This window comes from Aquimarina sp. MAR_2010_214, assembly GCF_002846555.1.
Lineage (GTDB): Bacteria > Bacteroidota > Bacteroidia > Flavobacteriales > Flavobacteriaceae > Aquimarina.
The window spans coordinates 3,765,517-3,785,650 of record NZ_PJMS01000001.1 but is presented as its reverse complement, the minus strand read 5'-3'; the positions used below and the strand labels follow the sequence as shown (position 1 = coordinate 3,785,650).

Here is a 20,134-nt window from a genome sequence, read left to right as displayed (position 1 = left end):
GAAGAAATCAATTTTTTTTAACCAACTCCTATATATGAATAGCTAAAAAGTGTATTATCATTAATGAATGCTGTTCGTTGATAAAAAACATAATTTCATTGATGATAATAGTGTATTCATTAATTAGAATAGTCAAACTCCGATAGTTTTAATATTTTTATTTCCAAGAATAGATTACTATGAAAATCCAAACATTAGATACCCGAAAAAAAAATATTCTAATACATGTTTTAGTATTGTTTACTATAATTTTGATAGTTGTATTTAGTTTTGTTATTTCTGATAAAAATCCGTTTACGTTATCATCTCTAACTACTTATTTTCTTCAAGTTACTACAAGCTTTCTTTTGTTAATAGCCCCTCCTGTTTATTTCAATATATATTGGATTATCCCCAGGTATTTAGTAAAAAAACGATACTTCATTTATATTGTATTACTCCTTATAACGATTATTGGTTGGGGATATATCATAGGATATAGTGAACCCTTAATGGATCAATATTGGTTTAATCAACCTGACCAGGAAATGGCACCAGAAAGCGGTATCACTGGAATGATTGTTATTATACTGGTTTCTACGCTATTAAACCTATCCTATAGATGGTTTATTCAACTCTCAAAAATAAATCAGATCGAAAATGATCGTCTTCATTTAGAATTATCATTACTGAAAAATCAAATCAATCCACACTTCTTCTTTAATACATTAAATAACTTATATGCACTTTCACTAGAAAAATCTGACAAAACACCATCCTTGATTTTGAAATTGTCTGAAATAATGCGTTATACGATCTATGATTGCAAAGAACCCAGAGTATCTATTGGTGGAGAAGTAACATATCTAGAAAATTTTATTGAACTGCAAAAAATGAGACATCATAACCGTGGAATTATCACTTTCGAAAAAAAAATTGATGATGCATCAAAGCAAATTGCACCTATGATCTTAATTGTATTTTTAGAAAACGCATTTAAACACGGTTTTGATCACATGGAAAAAAATGCGTTTATAAACTTTAAACTACAGACTACAGAAAAGATATTGCACCTACATATTGAAAACAATTTTAGTGATACCGAAAATGAAAATGATGGTGGTATTGGTCTTGAAAATGTAAAAAGAAGATTATCTTTAATTTATCCCAATGCACATGAACTTAAGATTGATAAAATGGACACTGTTTTTACTATTGATTTAAAATTAAATTTATAATGAACTGCATTACAATTGATGACGAACCTTTGGCCCATAAAGTGATAAAAAACTATTGCGCTAATCTTTCATTTTTAAATGTTGTGAAAGAATGCCATTCTGCATTTGAAGCTATGAATTATTTAAATGAAAATCATGTGGATTTAATTTTTTTAGATATTAATATGCCCAAGCTTAAAGGATTGGATTTTTTACGTACTTTAAGTAATCCCCCTCTAATTATTGTAACTACAGCTTATCAGGAATATGCTATTGAAGGTTATGAACTAAACATTCTGGATTACCTCTTAAAACCTTTTAGTTTTGAGCGGTTTTTAAAAGCTATAAATAAAGCCCAAAGTCAAAAGAAAATGATAGAGAGTTTGCAGAATGGAACAGAAAATCAAGTTTTCGAAAACCCAAAAAACACTGTAAATCAAAACGATAGCATTTTTGTGAAAGGAGACAAAAAAGTGCATCAAATTCAATTAGATAGTATTTTATATCTAGAAAGTTTAGGAAGTTATGTCAAAATACATCTGGAAAACGAAACCATTACTTCATTAGACAGGCTGACCAATTTTGAAAATACTTTACCAAAAAATCAATTTTTAAGAATACATCGTTCTTATATAATAGCGCTTAAAAAAATACAAACTATTGAAGGGAATCGATTAAAAGTAGCTGGAGTTGATATTCCTATCGGTAGTGTTTATAAACATAACCTAACCCATGCTATTAAAAAATAACGTGAGTTATATTATTAAAAAGACTTTTTTCTTCTGTCTTACTCCTATTTAATTGTATTAATAACGCTACCACAAGTTAGCATTGCATCACCAAAATATGGGTTACGAATTTCTTTTTCTCCACTTATCCAAATAGCTCCTTTATTGGTATTCGCCATAGGGCATTTTTGCACATATATTGCTGTACTTAATTCGGTAAAGTTAGATACTAGAGCTACTATAGTCTCATTTAATGCTACAAAATAGGTTCTTTGTTTTTCTAATTCTTTGTTGTTCGCAATATTATCTAATATTTTGATACTATTTGATAGATGAGTTTTTTCTACCTCTTTCAAATCTGAAGTCTTAATTGCTTTTAAGATTTCATTTGTTTCTTTCGCGAAAATAGAGGCCTGAGAAGCATCTGATTCTACAAATGCATCTTTCATTTGTAAGTATGGTATAAAGGCTGGTAAAAAATCTTTCTGAAAAGACTTTGATACTTCCATATTTTTATCTTGACCCATCATGGTCTTTCCTCCTTCTTTGTTCATCATTGATTTTTTTCCCTGTAATTGGGCTGCAGCATCAACGGTAAATGTTCCATTTGTAACTATCTCATCACCATTATTGAGTCCATTTAGAATTGTATATGTATTCCCTGTAGCATTTCCCAGCAATACTTCTCTCATTTCAAAAATGGGTTCGGTAGCATTTGTTTTTATATAGACTACAGAGCGTTCACCTGTCCATAACACAGCACTTGCCGGAACAACAAGTTGTTCTGTAGTCTCATTTTTACTTGCAACACTACCAGTTACAAACATCCCTGGCTTAAAAAGATGATCTCGATTGCTAAGGTTAGTTCTTATTGTAATGGTTCTTGTTTTAGCATTTAAAACTGGGTTTATAAAAGATATTGTGCCATCAAATTTTTTATCTGGATATGCAGTAGTGGTAATATTGATTTGCTGCCCTTTTTTAAATTGTGCAATTTGATTTTCATATACATCAAATTCTGCCCAGACCGTACTAAGGTTACTTACTTTTAAAATAGGCTGCCCTTGTTTTACATAGTCACCTTCTGCACTCATTACTTCTGAAACGGTACCAGAAACGGTTGCATAAACCGGAAAGTTTTCCTGAACTTTACCCGAAGATTCTATTGCATTGATTTGGTTGTCTGAAAGTTTCCATAACTTTAATTTATTACGAACAGCTTTATAAAGTATTGGTTGAGATTCTTTAAGTGATACTGCAGTAATAAGTTCTTGTTGCGCAGCGACTAGGTTTGGTGCATAAATAGTTGCCAATCTTTGCCCTTTTCTAACCTCTTGTCCTTTGTAATTAACATTCAACCGTTCGATTCTACCATCAAAATAACTAGCTTGTACTGCGTTTGCCTCTTCATTTTCCATTATTTTTCCAGATAATATAATCCTGTCTTTATCAACTCCTGTTAGATTTCCGACTCTAGTAGTTTGGATGTTTGCTAATGCCATTGCATTTTCGGTCATTTTAAATTGATCAGCAGAAAGACCATCAGTTTTGGTTTCTGTCGGAATTAGATCCATACCACATATTGGACAATCGCCAGGTTCTGTTTGCATAATTTGTGGGTGCATTGAGCAAGTCCACATTTGATTTGTTGTAGCTTCTTCCTGATGATTGTTTTGATTGTGTTGAGTAGAATTATTACTTCCGAAAATAAAGTAACCTCCCAATAGCCCTGCAAGAACTGCTATACCAATATAAATGATGTTCTTATTCATGACGCTTATTTTTTTATTTTTCTAATTGTCGGTGAGGATATAAACCATAAAGTGAACCCACTTAGCACAGTTATTAATCCTAATAGAGAAAAAGCCCTTAGAATAATTGTATTAAAATCATCTCTTCCTTCATAATCCATTGTATGAGTCATCCAAAGGAAATCAAACCAGCGCCACGATCGGTGTCTCACTCTTTGAAAACTTCCATCTTTTACCGAGATATATGCTTTTACATTTTGAGAGTGCTCATATGAAACAACATAAGCAGGTAGCGGTCTTCCTCTATATTCATGATGATTACCAACTTCACTTATTTTTTCAATACTTTCTGCTTTTAGTTCTGGATGCATATTTTTTTCTGCAATTTTCAAAGCTTCAGAAGTAGTTATTTCTGATTTTATGGCTCCTGTAGTTGCATCAAAAAGTTGCTTGTCATTTACCCAGTAATACGGTTGTCCGGCTATTTCTTTAAGTTCTAGTGATTGAATGGACTCCTTTGTTTCTATTTGAGAAGGTTTTATCAAATCATTAAAGGATAAAACATCAATATTTTCATTTCTAAATTGATCTCCATGAATATCGTCAATATCTGTCCAGCTAAAATATAAGCCACTAACCGTCCATAGTAGAAACTGGATTCCTAAAAAGAGGCCTAAATACCTATGTGCTTTTCTAATTTTTGTTGCTGTTTGCCTTTTAACCATATATATTCATTTTCATATCTAGTTGATATGTATTGTTTTTAATCGTAAAGCATTAGTTATTACTGATACAGAACTAAAACTCATAGCCAGAGCTGCTATCATAGGAGATAATAGGATTCCGAAAAAAGGAAAAAGTACTCCCGCAGCTATCGGCACCCCTAGCGTGTTATAAATAAGTGCGAAGAAAAGATTTTGCTTGATATTCTTCATTACTTTATCACTTAGTTTTTTTGCTTTTACAATACCTTGTAAATCTCCTTTTACCAAAGTAATAGTTGCACTTTCTATGGCTACATCGGTACCTGTACCCATCGCAATACCAACATCACTTTTTGCAAGAGCAGGAGCATCATTAATACCATCTCCAGCCATAGCAACCACTTTACCGTTATTTTGTAATTTTTCAACCTCACTAAGTTTATCCTCGGGCAGCATCTCTGCTTTAAAATTTGCAAGATTAAGCTCATTAGCTACTGCATAGGCAGTATTATAATTATCTCCAGTAAGCATGATAACATCAATTCCACTATCCTGTAACTGCTTAATAGCTTCACGACTAGTTTCTTTGATTTTGTCTCCTATCACTACATAACCTGTAACATCCTGATTTATAGATAAAAAAGAAACTGTTTTCCCTTTTTTCTGATAAGATTCGGCTTGTTTTTTAAGTTCAGCTGAAATAGGTACATTGGCATATTCCAACATTTTCGCATTACCCAATATCACTTTCATATTAGCGATGTTTCCTTCTACTCCTTTCCCTGTTACAGCTTTAAATTTACTTACATCTAATAATTCAATATGCTGTTCTTTTCCATATTTTAGTGTTGCTTGAGCCAATGGATGTTCACTTAAATTATTAAGAGAAATGATATATTGAAGGATTTCTTCTTTGCTAAATCGATTTCCAAAAACTTCAACGCTTTCAACAGTTGGTTTCCCTTCAGTTATGGTTCCTGTCTTATCCACAATAAGAATATCCACTTTGTTCATTGTTTCGAGTGCTTCTGCTTTTTTAATCAGTACACCATTTTGAGCTCCCTTACCAACTCCAACCATTACAGACATTGGTGTAGCCAGTCCCAAAGCACATGGACAGGCAATTATAAGTACAGCAATTGCATTTACAAATGCATAAACATAAGCAGGTTCGGGACCATAAACTGCCCAAATGACAAATGTGATTAGGGCTATGATAACCACTATAGGCACAAAATATCCAGAAACACTATCTGCTAGTTTTTGGATAGGTGCGCGACTACGACTTGCATCATTTACCATTTGGATAATTTTTGATAACAGTGTTTCAGCTCCCACCTTTTCTGCTTTCAATAAGAAGGAATGATTTCCATTAATGGTTCCACTACTCACCTGATCTCCTTCTATCTTATCTACCGGTATTGGTTCACCTGTGATCATTGATTCGTCTACAGATGTTTGCCCTTGAAAGATAGATCCATCTACAGGAATTTTATCTCCTGGTTTTACTCGTAGTATATCATTCAATTCTATCTGATCAATAGAAATATCTTCTTCTTTCCCTTCTACAACACGTATTGCTTTATTAGGAGCTAGTTTCAATAGCTCCTTAACTGCAGTGTTTGTTTTGCTATGTGCACGTGATTCTAATACCTGACCCAAAAGTACAAGTGTTAAGATAACGGTAGTTGCTTCAAAATACACATGTACTGTTCCTGATTCTGTTTTAAACTGATCTGGGAAAAAACTTGGAAAAAGCATTGCTAAAACACTAAATAACCATGCAGTACCCGCACCAATACCTATAAGAGTAAACATATTGAGGTTCCAGATTTTTATAGAACGAAAAGCACGCTCAAAAAACATCCAGGTAGCATAAAACACTACAGGAACAGAAAGTCCAAACTGAATCCAATTTCTATATTTTAATTCCAAAATATCATTAAGAGGATTACTCGAAAACATATCTGACATCGCTATTATAAAAATAGGAATAGTAAATAGTACAGCTATCCAGAATTTCTTCAGTAATTTTTTATAATTCTTCTCTTCTTCAGAAAGATCTGGTTGTACTACTATTAGATCCATACCACAAATAGAACAGGATCCTGGGGCATCTTTAATTACTTCTGGATGCATTGGACAGGCATACTGTTCTACAGCAATTGTATGTAACGTTATCTCTTCAACTAAATCCATCCCACATACCGGACAATCCTGTAACGCATTGTATGTTTTGTCTCCTTCGCAATGCATAGGACAATAAAAAACTCCTGTACCTTTTCCTTTAGGTTTGACCTGTTTGGGTTTATCATCCTGATCTTGTGTCCCCGGAAGATAAATGCTGTAACGCCCACCTTCTTGTGCTAATGTCTCTTTAAAAACAGCTAAAGAAATATGCTCTTCTGTCTCAATAATTGCTTCTGCTTTCTCCAGATCAACAGACGCACTGGTCACCCCATCCATAGTATCAAGTATGTGCTCTACATGGCCACGACAGCCATTACAAGTCATCCCAGATATTTTATATGTATGTTTCATTTTTTAATTTTCAATGTTTAACCAGTAAAATTATTGAGTTTACATCTCTTTCTTTTTGATAATTATGGTTTCTTCTTATACAATTTTGTCTAGAGGTTGGCGATCCCATGATTGTAGGCTCTTAAAACTACTCATAGACATCCCAGTAATTGCTTTAAATTGTTTTGCCAGATGACTTCCACTTTTATAATTCAATGCATGTGCTATTTCAGAAAAACTTAAGTTTCCCATTTGAATATATTCCTTCGTTTTTTCAATTTTAAGGCGAATGAAATATTTTTCTATAGTCAAGCCCTCATTACAACTAAACAGTTTGCTTATCACAGAATAATCCTTATGTATATGTTTGGAAATAAGATCAGATAGATTTTCATTTAACATATCCTCATTTGACAATTCACTTATCAAATAGGATTTCACTTGTTCTACAATAAGAGCTACTTCATCAATTATGATCTCGAAACCATTACGAGTAATAATTTCATTTATTTTTTCATAAGTAATGGTGTCAATATTACTAAACACGATCTCTCCCAATTCTATTGTCTCAACAGGGATTTTAGCATTTTTAAACTCCTGTTGTAGTACAGTTTTACATCGGTTGCAGACCATGTTTTTGATTAAAACTTTTTTCATCTGGTTGTATTTATTGTTTTAGAAGTCAGATGGAATAGTTAGCATAATTATCGAATAGTTTCGGCAACATTACCACATTTTAGCATGCGATCCCCAAAATATGGGTTCCTAATTTCTTTTTCTTTAGATAACCAATATCCGCCTGTATTATCAAATGCCATTGGACAATATTGCTTATAAACTTCTCCAGATGACAATGCTCCTTTAAGTACAGTTTCCATTTGTACAGTAATTTCTATGAACGCTTTTCTTTGCTCCTCGATATCATCTGTGTTAGTTATTGCCTCAACCGCCGTTTTTAGAGCTGTGTTTTCTGTTACTTTGGCAAGCATTTTGGCTCCTGCTTTAGCTTCATTAGCATCTGTGTTTACTAAAGCTGTTTTGATATGGATATAATGCTGAAAAGCTTCTGCTGTCTCTACATTTTTAAACTGAACTTCCTTTGTTTGCTCTTCTTCATGACTACTATGATCATTATTATGACCCATTTCAGAATGTTCTTGTTTTTCATCTGTTTTAGATGTTTTATTCTCTTTGCAAGATAGTATTGTTAATCCTAGTATTGCTACTATAATTACTCTTATATCATAAATTTTTAAGTTTCTCATTTTGTTTACTTTTTTAAATAGTTTTGTTTTTTTTAATTTGTTAAATAATTGATCATCGCAGCTTGTGTATAGTATAATTGTATACTCTCTATTTGATTTAGCTGAAATTTAAGTTGTAGTTCCTGAATATCTAATACATCGTTAAAATCTATAGTTCCTGTTTCATAACTTTTTATCAGTATTTCTTCTGCATTTTTGGCTTGTTTTAAATTTTTTTTCTGAGTATTGTATTTGATTCTTGCTGTATTTCTATAAGAAACAGCTTTCCCCAAAATCGTTTCCATAGTATTTAGTCGTTCTTCTTTTTGTGCTGTAATTTCTTGTTGGCGTAATTCATTTTGACGAGTTCGAGAATCATGACGCTTATTAAATATAGGGATAGAAAAAGATACCATAGGCATTATAATATCTTTACCATTATCATGTATAGCCACATCATTTCTCTCTGATACTGGTATATAGTCAAGTCCAAATCCAATTTGTGGAGACTTTTCTTTTCGATTAAGTAATTCTGATTGTTTTATGCTTTCATATATCTTATCGTATTTAAGTAGTTCTGGGTTAAGTTGTAAACTTTCAGTATTTGTAATAGGATCTTCTAGTGGCATATTTATTTCATCAGGAACAATTATATCCTTACCCGAATCTCGATTGAGTAAGGCATTAAAAGCTATTTGCTCTGCCAAAAAACTTTCTTTGAGTACTGCTTTATATTGTTCTAATTCATTTTGGCGAATTTGCAGTTTTAATACATCAACTGCAGAGGCTTTACCTACTTCTACAGATGTTAGTACCAGCTTCTCATAAGTCTGTAATAGTAGCATATTATCTTCAAGTATTTTTTGTTTGCTTTGTATTGCAAACAATTTATAATATGTTTCAGAAATCGAAAGCGCTAATTTTCTTTTCACAATTACAATGTCTACATATTCTGTCTCTGCCATAGCCGTAGAATAATTCTCTCTTGCTGTAATTGCTCCAAACCATGGTAACTTTTGTTGGATAGAAAATTTTGCACGTTGTGCACCTGTACGTGTCTCGGGTTCACTTACAAAGTACCCTACACTCAACTGTGTATTAGGTATCGTATTTACTTCTTCTATTTTCTCTTTTGCAACTACATAACGCAACTCAAAAGACTGAATATTAGAGTTGTTATCCCACCCCTCCTGAATATATGATTCAAGTTGTTGAGCATGTGTTAAATGAAAAATGAAAAGTGAAAAACTAAAAATGACAACTTTTTTTAAATGAAAAATGAAAAGTGAAAAATAAAGAACTACACCTCGAAAGATTTTCGAGATTTCTGACTTAATGAAAGTTTCCTTATTAAATATATCTAGTCCCATCATAACCTTGATTTAGTTGTTTTGATACTACTAACAAGCATTGCCACTAATTCTTTACTGTCAGAAGATAATTGCATATGTATAGTTATATCAATATATCCGGTGTCTTTAATTAAATCTATCCAATATAAAGTCTCATTCGCTTCTTTTAATGAGATACTCATTTTACTAATAAAATCTTTTTTGCTTTGTGCAAATTCTGCTTCTCTTATTAATGCTCCAATAGCAGTTCCGCTTCGTAAGAGTTGCTTACTAATTACATATTCTTTTTTATCAGAAACGAGAACCTGAGCCAATTTTACAATTTCTATTGCAAATGCATAACTCTTCTCTTTTAATATATTTTTACTCATAATTTCAATTCAATAATCAAACACTCTTCAAAATTTTACATTTTACATTTTACATTTTTCATTTCTATTTCTGCTTTCCAACCAAATAATACCGGTACAACAAACAGTGTTATAAGAGCAATCCCCATTCCGCCAAATGAAGGAATTGCCATGGGTATCATGATATCACTCCCACGACCGGTAGATGTTAATATTGGTAATAATGCAAGAATTGTAGTTGCAGTGGTCATTAGGCAAGGACGAATTCTCTTCTCTCCTGCTTCGATCACGGATGTTCTAATATCATTAAGGGATTTCGGTTCATTTTTATCAAAAGTTTGTTTAAGATAAGTCGCCATTACTACTCCATCATCTGTGGCAATACCAAAAAGTGCTATGAAGCCAACCCACACTGCAACACTTAGATTGATGGTGTGAACCTGAAACAGATCTCGCAAGTTTTTATCAAAGAAGTTAATATTTAAAAACCAATCTTGACCATATAACCAAATCATTAAAAATCCACCAGAAAAAGCTACTGCAATACCAGTAAATACTATTAGCGAAGTAGTAATTGAGCGAAACTGAAAATAGAGAATCAAAAAGATAATGAGCAAAGCTAAAGGTACCACAATCGATAATGTTTTTTCTGCTCTTAATTGATTTTCATAAGCACCCGTAAATTGATAGGTAATTCCTTTTGGAACAATCAGTTCATTATTATCAATCTTAGCTCTTATCAGGTCTTGAGCATTCTTAACTACATTTACCTCTGCAAAACCATCATTTTTATCAAATAAGACATAGCCTACTAGAAATGTATCTTCACTTTTTATCACTTGCGGCCCTTGTTCATAACGAATATTTACCAATTCACTTAGCGGTATCGAACTTCCTTTTTCTAAGGGAACATAGATCGTTTCGAGATCGGTCGGGTTAGCCCGAAGTTCTCTTGGGTAGCGTACTCGAACTCCATAACGTTCTCTGCCTTCCACCGTTTGTGTAAGGGAGATTCCTCCTATTGCTACTTCGAGAATTTGCTGAACCTGTTCAACTGATACTCCATAACGTACCAATTGTTCTCTATCAATATCTAAAAGTAAATAAGGTTTTCCAACAATACGGTCTGCAAAAACAGCTTCATCTTTTACTCCATCTACTTCTTTTAGTATCTCTTCTAATTGGATTCCAAAAGCTTCAATTTGTTTTAAATCCTGTCCTTTTACTTTAATCCCCATTGGGGCCCGCATTCCCGTTTGTAACATTATCAATCGAGTTTCTATCGGTTGTAATTTTGGTGCCGAAGTTACTCCTGGTAATTTTGTCACTTTTATGATTTGAGTCCAAATATCGTTTGGACTCTTAACTTCTGGTCTCCAGTTACGGTAGAATTCGCCATTATTATCAGGAATAAGGCTTTCTCTATTAATAGAGAAATATTTCTTTTTTGATGCATTACTAATCATACCAGAGTCAACATCATAGTTTTCATTATAAATCAGCTTTCCATCTTTACCTATAAATAAGCCATCATCATTAATCTTATATCGTTGTCTTTTCCCATTTTTATTAAGCATATACTCTGGCTTATATAAAATGATATTCTCATACATTGATAATGGAGCGGGATCAAGTGAAGATTCTGTTCTACCGGCTTTACCAACGACGGTTTTAATTTCTGGAATACTTGCTACTGCCATATCCAATTGCTGTAATATTCTTTTATTTTCTGCCACTCCTGCATGTGACAATGTGGTCGGCATCAATAGAAAAGATCCCTCATTTAATGAAGGCATAAATTCTTTTCCAATGTTTTTCATGATTAAAAAACCAAAAACAACAATAATAGCAGGTAGAGATAAAAATAGTAGCTTATTGTTCAATGCCCATTGTAATATTCTGGTGTAATATTTTCTAAAGAGCGTAAAACTACCTAGCAGTACAAAGCAAATAATCCCTACAAAAATGAGGTTCACGAGCATGCTTTTATCTGCTCCCATTGGTCTCCAATATTCTGATAACAAGAAAACTATTGTTACTACTGCGATACTAATATTGATCAAATTAGTATGGTCTCTAGAAACTATACCTCTTAAGTTAAGGATAGCCGTTATTGCAAAAGCTATCAAAATTACACCTAACCACATACCATTAAAAACTACTATACATCCTAATACAATTAAAATACTATTGATCACATAGCTTATTGAAGTTTTGATATTTTTCTTTTTGAATAGAAAAGCAGCAAATGGAGGAATAAAAAATAGGGCTACTACGATTGATGCTGTAAGTGCCATTGTTTTGGTAAATGCTAATGGTCTAAACAATTTTCCTTCTGCACCTATCATTGTAAATACAGGTATAAAACTGATTATGGTAGTTAGTACTGCTGTTAATATTGCTCCAGAAATTTCTGCAGTAGCATTATATACTACAGTATTCACTGGTAAATGATTTTTATTATCATCCAGATGCCTTATAATATTTTCTGAAAGTATCACTCCCATATCTACCATCGTACCGATAGCAATAGCAATACCAGATAAAGCAACAATATTAGCATCGACTCCAAACAATTTCATAGCTATAAAAACCATCAAAATGGCTACGGGTAAAAGTCCCGAAATAAGGATTGAAGCTCTGAGATTAAATACCATAATAATGACAACAAGAAAGGTTATCAAAATTTCTAAGGTAAGAGCCTCGTTAAGTGTACCTATTGTTTCATGAATAAGTTCGGTTCGATCATAAAAAGGAACTATGGTTAATTGTGAGGTACGACCATCTTTTAATTGTTTGGATGGTAACCCGGTACTGAGTTCGGTAATTTTGTCTTTTACATTATTGATAACTTCTAACGGGTTTGCGCCATAGCGTGCTACGACCACACCCCCTACTACTTCTGCACCTTCCTTATCCAAGATACCTCTTCTGGCTTCTGGTCCTAAACTAACACTGGCAATATCTTTAATACGTATTGAAGTATACTCTTCTGAGGTCACTACAGCATTTTCTATATCTGCAATAGATTTTATATACCCCAGACCGCGAACAAGATATTCTGCCTGGTTAATTTCTAACGTCTGTGCGCCGATATCTCTATTTGATTGCTTTACAGCATTAACAACATGCTGTAAACTAATATTATACTGGCGCATTAGCTCTGGATTTACATCTACCTGATATTCTTGTACATATCCTCCGACAGAGGCTACCTCTGATACTCCGCCCGCAGATGATAACGCATATTTCACATAGTAATCCTGAACACTTCTTAGTTCTTGCAAATCCCAACCACCAATTACATTTCCGTTTTCGTCTCGCCCTTCTAGGGTATACCAAAAAATCTGACCTAATCCAGTTGCATCTGGCCCCAAACTGGGGTTTACTCCTTTTGGTAATAACCCCGATGGTAATGAATTTAGTTTCTCCAGAATACGACTCCTACTCCAATAGAATTCTACATCTTCTTCAAAAATGACATAAATACTAGAAAATCCGAACATTGAAGAACTACGAATGGTTTTTACTCCAGGCACTCCTAAAAGTGATGTGGTTAAAGGGTACGTAATCTGATTCTCGATATCTTGTGGTGATCGTCCTTGCCATTTTGTAAACACTATTTGTTGGTTTTCACCAATATCTGGTATGGCATCGACTGCCACAGGGTCACTAGGTAATATTCCTGTTTGCCAACCAAATGGCGCATTTATAACGCCCCATCCTACAAAAAGAACTATCATAAGGACCGCAACCAATTTATTCTCGATAAGAAATTTGATGCTTTTATTTAGCATATACTCTGATTATTTGATAATTAGAAAAAGACGTTGTCTTAGAATTATAAACAACAACTCCAGCCCTAATGAATCCTCATTGGGCATAATTTTAATTATCTAATAAATCAAATAAGAAAAGTTTCATTAAGTACGTGAATATCCTTGACCAAGAAAGGAGGCGGATACTCTTTAAAAGGGATGACATTATTCTCAAGTCCTTCAAAAAGGTTTATATATGAATAATAAAGAATTGCAACAAAAGCCTGTTGCTCTAAAGTGATTTTATCAAATGAATTTTGAAGTTCATCTTGTCCTTCAAAAGTAAGTTGTTTATCTGTACAACAACTTTTTTTCGCCATTATCGGGCATGCAATGGAATTAGAAACTTGTTGCTCCATCCCACAAGTTTTTGCCTCTTTAAACAGGGCAACATCTACCAAAGTATTTCCACAATAATGCATATCTAATGTAAACGACATAGTAGATATTAACACTACCATTGCCATTAAAACAGCTGATATTTTATGGATAAACTTTTTCATTTAGATAACAAAGCTACAAAAAATAGATATAATGACTTTTGTTTAACAGAAGTTTAATCTTTGTTTTTAACAAATAGGGCTTCAAATATTTTGTAAATCAAAAGACTTTACCATAATAATTTAAGTCAACTATTTCGCCTTTAGTTGTCTTATAATCACACCTTATAGTTCCCTCTAGTTCAAACCCACTATTTAATGCTACATTAATACTTCTTACATTTCTACTAGAAATTCTACAAAGTAGTTTTTTAAAATGGTGCTCATTAACAATGGTATCAATTAAGGAAGACATCGTATTTGTTATAATTCCTTTTCCTTCATATTTTGAATCAATAAATGCCCCTAATTCTGCTTTAGGAATATTCCAATCTATATTCTTAATATCTATAAACCCAATGATTTCTTGTGAACTTTTTTCAATAATAACATAAGGAAAATAGACTCTTTCTTTTATTTTTTGTTCTATTTCTCTACAATAATCAATAGTATCTGATAATGTTTTTGTGCAAGCAACTGTTCCTGCAAAGAAATCTTCTAACCGCTCTCTATTCGTATGAATTAATTGAAAAAACGATTCACTTTGATTAGCACTTAACATTTTAACTATATAGTTTTCCATTAATAAATTATGCTTTAAAAAATTATTAATCACAAAATAACTATATAAAAAGAGGATAGAAATTGATTGAAGTCAAGATTTCTTAATTCTTGATAAGGTTTCAGGAGCCATCCGTAAGTATGAGGCTATATATTTATGTGGGATTTCCTGAAATAACTGAGGCCTTCTTTTTAAAACCCTTTGGTATCGTTTAACTGGAGAGGAAATCAAAAGATCTATTTCTCTTTCAGCTTGCAAATGAATAAGTTCTCCCTGAATGGCCTGCCATAAATCTAAATTTTCTGGATTACTGGTTATAAATTCCATAAACTCATTTTTAGAAATGAAATTAACTTCTGTTTTCTTTAAAGCTTGAATTTTCAATTGTGAAACTTTAGTAGAAAAAAATGAGTCTATTGTAGTTATTAATGATCCTTTATAACCAAAATATAGGATATGCTCTTCATTATCATTAGTAAAAAATACTCGTAAACTACCTTTTGTTATAAAATATAGGTTTGTATTGATACCACTAAAAGTATCTAAATATTCATCCTTGTCTAAAACTCTGCTTTTTGCAAGAATCCCTTTTTGCTTCAGATTATTTTTTAGCTCTTGAATGGCTTTCATTTTACTTCCTAATATATATGAAAGGTAACTATATATGATAATTTATACAGTAGTTAAATAATGCATATCTACTACATTACAAAATTACACTTCAATAGATAGTGGCTAATATAAAAACAATACCTAATTACTTCAACTATTTTCATTTTTTATTGAAGTTACAACAAAATCAAAACACTGATTATCTAATAAATAAAAACCAAAAACTTCTCATCATATATGGAAAAAGGAAATTGAAGGTAACCGAATAACAATTAAAGATCACAGAATTCCTGTGGGGAAAATATATAGGCTAAATATTAATGACTTACTTAGCTAAATTTTAATTATTATCCGGTTACTCCATCTCTATCAAAGATCAACAATTATACTGTTCGTTAATGATTGTTTATTTTATTTCAATACCATTTTGATCAGGGAATTTCCCTGTTACCAACCAGCCTCCAAAATCTTCAGAAACGGCTAATAAAAGTGTGTTTTCTCCTTTTTTTAGATTTAGGTATATCGCATCAAATAACCCTATAGTACCTAAATATCGATAATCTCTCGAGCGCCATCTGTTTGTCCCTTTATAAATAGGTTTCCCGTTTAAAATAGCTACCACTCTATCGCTGTATCCAAATTCAAAAAGTTTTATTTGATCTTTCTTTGATATAATCTTGATTTTTGCAAAAACAGTATTTCCAGGAGTTCCATCAACCATAACCACTTCTCTTGCAATATTTGCAGCTGTACCTTCTTCTACTTTGATTTTTTGTCCCCATTTCCTAGATTGAATTACTTCTTTTAGTTTCATTGGATCATGTACTGATTTTTCTTCAAACATATCAGATACCTCCCATTCAGAAATCAATCCTTCAATAGGTTTTCTTTTTATAGGTTTAAAATCTACTATTTCATTTTTACTTTTATCAATTTTGAAATTAGCATAATGCATTGCCGCAGCTCCCCCTCCTCCTATTGCGACCTCACCTTCTCTAGGTTCGTGAACCAGATCCCATGATAGGTTTGGAGTTTTAGAATAGTCCAGATATATCTGTGCTCTACGACCATTTACTACTATTTTCACATGAGTCCAATCATCATAATTATAATCATATACAAAAGAATATCTAGGGCCAAAATAAAGTTGCCACGGTGTTATACCATTAATAACAGGTGCAACTTGATTTGCATCGGGTTTACCAGAAAGATGTGCTCGTAGGTAAAAGGATTCCATATTATTTCTATCAGAAGCTCTAAAACGAACACCAGGAAACCCCTGTTGATTGGTTAGATATACATCAAACTCAATGGTACCATTTAGAAATTTGGTATCTTTTAAAAATGCTAAGCCACGTTGAATATAAATGGCATCTTTTCCTTTATAATTTTTTAAAGCATATGATTTCGCATTTATTTCCCAATGTAAGGTATCTAAAGGAATGATTTTTTGAGAATTCCCAATTTGTATAAAAGAAATACTTATTAAAAAGAATACAATATATCTAATCATGAGTTTTTTATTTTGATGTTATCCAAAGTTCTGATATATGATATACAATGAGTAAACAAGTTGGTGCAAGTTGGTTCAATGTTGTTCAAGTCGTAATTTTTGATGACTTTTGTTTGATATTATGAACACATATCCAGAACATAAATTAGTAAAAAAGTGTTTGCTTGAAATCGAGGAGAAACTTAAGTGGGGAAACTCTGATCAATGGCATAATGATGTATTCATTGAATTAAGCGAAAGTATTCAGCAAAACACCGGTATTCTTTTAAGTCCAACGACCTTAAAACGTGTTTGGGGTAAGGTAAATTATAAAAGTGCACCAAGTATTAGCACATTAAATACATTATCACAATTTGCCGGATATGCAAATTGGAGAGATTATAAGAATAAAAATGACACCAAAAAACCTTCCTGGATAGAAAAAAAAGTAGCTCAAAATATTGGTGTTATTGTGATTTCTGCTGCTATTATGACTATAGTATTCATCTCATTTTATTCTATGATCGGAACTAGAAAAGATAAGGCAGACGATATCGATCTTTCAAAAATTACTTTCACAAGTAGACCTATAACCCAAGGCTTGCCAAATTCTGTAGTTTTTGATTTTAATTTGAATACTATTAAATCAGATAGCATATATATTCAACAGTTCTGGGATGTTACAAAAACTATTAAAATAAGACCAGGACAAAAGAAAGCTACTGGTATTTATTATTTTCCCGGATATTTTGGTGCCAAACTTTTGGTTGACGGGCAAGTCATAAAGGAACATGATTTGTTCATTACGTCTAATAATTGGATGAGCACGATAGATTATAAACCTATTCCTAAATACGTCCCAAATACAGATTTACTTCGAGATAGGCTGTCTTTTTCAAATACTATATTCAATGAAATTAAGTCAACTACAGAACCTGTTACTTCTACTTTTCATTTGGTAAAAGATTTTGGCGATGTATCTGGAGATAATATCAGAATCAAAACCTCCGTTCGTAACGTATATAGAGAGAAATGGGCAGTTTGTCAAAAACTCAGAATTGTTATATTAGGTACCAATGGGGCTTTAATAGTACCCTTCTCTATTCCAGGATGTGTTTCGGATATCAATGTAATGCTTAATGATGTGTACTTAAGAGGTAAAGAACATGATCTTTCTGCTTTTGGAGTTGATTTTTCTGATTTCAGAGCTATCGATATCAATATCAAAGAAAAAAAAGTAGTTGTTTTTATTGGCGATAAGGAAATTTACTCGAGACAATACAATAAATCCATAGGGAAATTTGTAGGTATTCGTTATCGATTTTTGGGTGCAGGAGAAGTTAGTTATCTAAATATTACTGAAGGTCTCGATGAAAAAAATATAATAAATCATGATTTTAGCGCAACAAAATAGATGTTGTTTATCAATATCCTTAAAAACACAGGGTTTTAACTATTAAAAATCAGCCTTTTAACCCTTTTATCTCAAAACCTTCCATTGTATATTTGGTCATAATAAATCTATAAAGTTATGGCACAATCATCTTTTCAAGTAAAAACATATTCATATTACAATTGGTCATCCCGAAGCTTAGGGAAAACCAATCTAATTTTAAATGGAGTTGGTGGAGAAACCTGCTCGGTTTGGTTTAGAGAAGACCCTAATGCTGTACTTCCAGCAGCAACCGTTTCTGGATCATATTATAGTTTTTATTATCATCATGATCAATTACAACATTTAATAGACATGCTAAGAAATGAAAGTCCAATCTATGTTTATTTCAATAATGATAATGGATTCAATAATTCTAGGATTTCTACTGCTAATGAACCTGTTGGTGAAGGTGAAATGAGTTAATTATCAGATAAAATTAAATACGCTTTACCTCTCTAGAAGTGTATTTTAATCTATTGATATATTATCCAACATAAATACAATACTATAATTGAGGATGTATTAATCCTTTACCCAACCCCAAGGAGCATCAGGATTTTCTACCGGTTTTGTGATATCCATTACAACTTTAAAAACACGTGGAGTACCCAAACGTCTTAAATTATAGGTAAAAGTTGTGTCATCAACTGTAATCCACCAAACATTGGTAGAGGCAGCAGGGATCATTTTTTTTGTTTCTTCATCTGCCGGAAATATTTGTATCCCTTTTTGTCCTACATTTGTTGTCGCTCCTCCGTATTGAGTAATTTTATCCTCAGAGCCATCTTTATGTCTATGATCGTGTTTTAAAATAATGCGATTATCTTTATACGTTAACACCCAGGTTCTGGATTTATCATCACCAACAAAAAATGGAATTTTTATTTTGGCATCACTACAATAGCGTACATGCATCACTAATCGTTTGCCACCAAATTGTTCATCATCTTTGGGTAACTCTAGGCTCCCTTCGAATGATTTTCCACATAAATTCTGCAATGAACTCCAAAAATGCTGAGCCTCATTTGTATCCTGAGAAAAAGATGTTGTAAAACAACCTAATAAAAAAATAAAGAAATGTATCTTATTCATAGATTCAATATATTATAATTTTGAAAGGTATACATTCTTTTGATATTACCAACATTCTTTTCATCCACATAGGCTACCAAAAAATAATAGAAATATATCGTAGAGTCTGAAGATGTGTATTGATTTTTCTTTGAAATAAAATTAGAGTGGACTACACATTACCATAAAAAATTAATAGTATTTAGTTTTTGCAATTATAAATAAATGCTGGTGGAATATTTTTAATACAAAGCGTTGTACTTGTATCTGTAAAGTTATTTTTTAAAAACTCTAAGTCTTTTTTAGAATATTGATACTGAATCAGACTTCCATTATCCTTGAGTATAAATTTTACATCTTCAATTAGTTGCTTTTTAAAAGTATGCTCAATATTCGCTAAAGGCAAGCAAGACACTACAAAATCCACTTTGTTTTCAGAAAAAATAGTAGCTAAATTTGATACACATGTATTATGTATGGTTAAACGCTTATCATTTATAGTATTTAGTATGGGTACAAATGAAAGGTTTATTTCAAAAGAATGTAAATAAGAATTCATTCCTATTTTACTTAAAATTTGTTTCGTAATAATTCCATCACCAGCACCTAACTCAATCACTACCAGATCTTTATTTCCATCCAAAGGTTCAACAAGTTTATTTGCCAATGTTCTAGAACTTCGAAATAAGCTTCCTGTTTGTTTTAGGTTTTTTAAAGCAGTAATCGTGAAAAAGTTTGACATGATTTTTTGATTATGATT

General features: G+C 32.2%; 18 protein-coding genes. 4 read left to right on the top strand and 14 right to left on the bottom strand.

The window, feature by feature from the left end; genetic code table 11:
• Positions 1-179 precede the first annotated feature (179 nt).
• Together ATE84_RS16275 and ATE84_RS16270 are read left to right on the top strand one after the other, a co-directional pair.
• Entirely contained in the window at positions 180-1,217 is a 1,038-nt protein-coding gene (locus tag ATE84_RS16275) for a sensor histidine kinase (protein WP_101448970.1), read from the top strand.
• Complete coding sequence (locus tag ATE84_RS16270; RefSeq protein WP_101448969.1) at positions 1,217-1,945, top strand: LytTR family DNA-binding domain-containing protein; 729 nt, start codon at positions 1,217-1,219, stop codon at positions 1,943-1,945. The genes ATE84_RS16275 and ATE84_RS16270 overlap by 1 nt, the downstream gene beginning before the upstream one ends.
• A gap of 44 nt (positions 1,946-1,989) precedes the next feature.
• Here the strand turns inward: ATE84_RS16270 and ATE84_RS16265 are convergent, their stop codons facing one another.
• From ATE84_RS16265 to ATE84_RS16210, 12 genes are all read right to left on the bottom strand, one after another.
• A complete protein-coding gene (locus tag ATE84_RS16265; RefSeq protein WP_101448968.1) occupies positions 1,990-3,696 on the bottom strand; it encodes an efflux RND transporter periplasmic adaptor subunit in 1,707 nt (568 codons plus the stop codon).
• Positions 3,697-3,701: 5 nt separating this feature from the next.
• Complete coding sequence (locus tag ATE84_RS16260; protein WP_101448967.1) at positions 3,702-4,400, bottom strand: PepSY domain-containing protein; 699 nt, start codon at positions 4,398-4,400, stop codon at positions 3,702-3,704.
• A gap of 18 nt (positions 4,401-4,418) precedes the next feature.
• Positions 4,419-6,920, bottom strand: a complete 2,502-nt coding sequence (locus tag ATE84_RS16255) for a heavy metal translocating P-type ATPase (RefSeq protein WP_101448966.1) — start codon at positions 6,918-6,920, stop codon at positions 4,419-4,421.
• A 75-nt stretch (positions 6,921-6,995) separates the two neighbouring features.
• A complete protein-coding gene (locus ATE84_RS16250) occupies positions 6,996-7,556 on the bottom strand; it encodes an AraC family transcriptional regulator (protein ID WP_233195827.1) in 561 nt (186 codons plus the stop codon).
• Between the two features lie 47 nt (positions 7,557-7,603).
• Positions 7,604-8,164: a DUF3347 domain-containing protein gene (locus ATE84_RS16245; protein WP_101448965.1), complete on the bottom strand. Its 561-nt coding sequence runs from the start codon at positions 8,162-8,164 to the stop codon at positions 7,604-7,606.
• Between the two features lie 32 nt (positions 8,165-8,196).
• A complete protein-coding gene (locus tag ATE84_RS16240) occupies positions 8,197-9,516 on the bottom strand; it encodes a TolC family protein (protein ID WP_233195826.1) in 1,320 nt (439 codons plus the stop codon).
• Complete coding sequence (locus ATE84_RS16235) at positions 9,513-9,866, bottom strand: four helix bundle protein (protein WP_101448964.1); 354 nt, start codon at positions 9,864-9,866, stop codon at positions 9,513-9,515. Before ATE84_RS16235 ends, ATE84_RS16240 begins: the two co-directional genes overlap by 4 nt.
• A gap of 35 nt (positions 9,867-9,901) precedes the next feature.
• A complete protein-coding gene (locus ATE84_RS16230; protein WP_101448963.1) occupies positions 9,902-13,642 on the bottom strand; it encodes an efflux RND transporter permease subunit in 3,741 nt (1,246 codons plus the stop codon).
• A 107-nt stretch (positions 13,643-13,749) separates the two neighbouring features.
• Positions 13,750-14,166: a hypothetical protein gene (locus ATE84_RS16225; protein ID WP_101448962.1), complete on the bottom strand. Its 417-nt coding sequence runs from the start codon at positions 14,164-14,166 to the stop codon at positions 13,750-13,752.
• Positions 14,167-14,263: 97 nt separating this feature from the next.
• On the bottom strand, positions 14,264-14,785 hold the full coding sequence (locus ATE84_RS16220; RefSeq protein WP_101448961.1) for a GNAT family N-acetyltransferase: 522 nt from the start codon (positions 14,783-14,785) through the stop codon (positions 14,264-14,266).
• A 72-nt stretch (positions 14,786-14,857) separates the two neighbouring features.
• On the bottom strand, positions 14,858-15,394 hold the full coding sequence (locus ATE84_RS16215) for a Crp/Fnr family transcriptional regulator (RefSeq protein ID WP_101448960.1): 537 nt from the start codon (positions 15,392-15,394) through the stop codon (positions 14,858-14,860).
• Positions 15,395-15,782: 388 nt separating this feature from the next.
• Entirely contained in the window at positions 15,783-16,889 is a 1,107-nt protein-coding gene (locus ATE84_RS16210) for a hypothetical protein (RefSeq protein ID WP_101448959.1), read from the bottom strand.
• Between the two features lie 121 nt (positions 16,890-17,010).
• On the opposite strand from ATE84_RS16210, the gene ATE84_RS16205 reads away from it, so the two are divergent.
• Positions 17,011-18,282 carry a hypothetical protein gene (locus ATE84_RS16205; RefSeq protein ID WP_143273653.1) on the top strand — a complete coding sequence of 424 codons (1,272 nt, stop codon included), beginning with the start codon at positions 17,011-17,013 and terminating at the stop codon, positions 18,280-18,282.
• A gap of 117 nt (positions 18,283-18,399) precedes the next feature.
• Positions 18,400-18,726: a hypothetical protein gene (locus ATE84_RS16200; protein WP_101448957.1), complete on the top strand. Its 327-nt coding sequence runs from the start codon at positions 18,400-18,402 to the stop codon at positions 18,724-18,726.
• Between the two features lie 99 nt (positions 18,727-18,825).
• On the opposite strand, the gene ATE84_RS16195 is transcribed toward ATE84_RS16200, so the two are convergent.
• Positions 18,826-19,395: a hypothetical protein gene (locus ATE84_RS16195; protein ID WP_101448956.1), complete on the bottom strand. Its 570-nt coding sequence runs from the start codon at positions 19,393-19,395 to the stop codon at positions 18,826-18,828.
• A 181-nt stretch (positions 19,396-19,576) separates the two neighbouring features.
• Positions 19,577-20,116 carry a class I SAM-dependent methyltransferase gene (locus ATE84_RS16190; protein WP_158237269.1) on the bottom strand — a complete coding sequence of 180 codons (540 nt, stop codon included), beginning with the start codon at positions 20,114-20,116 and terminating at the stop codon, positions 19,577-19,579.
• Positions 20,117-20,134 lie beyond the last annotated feature (18 nt).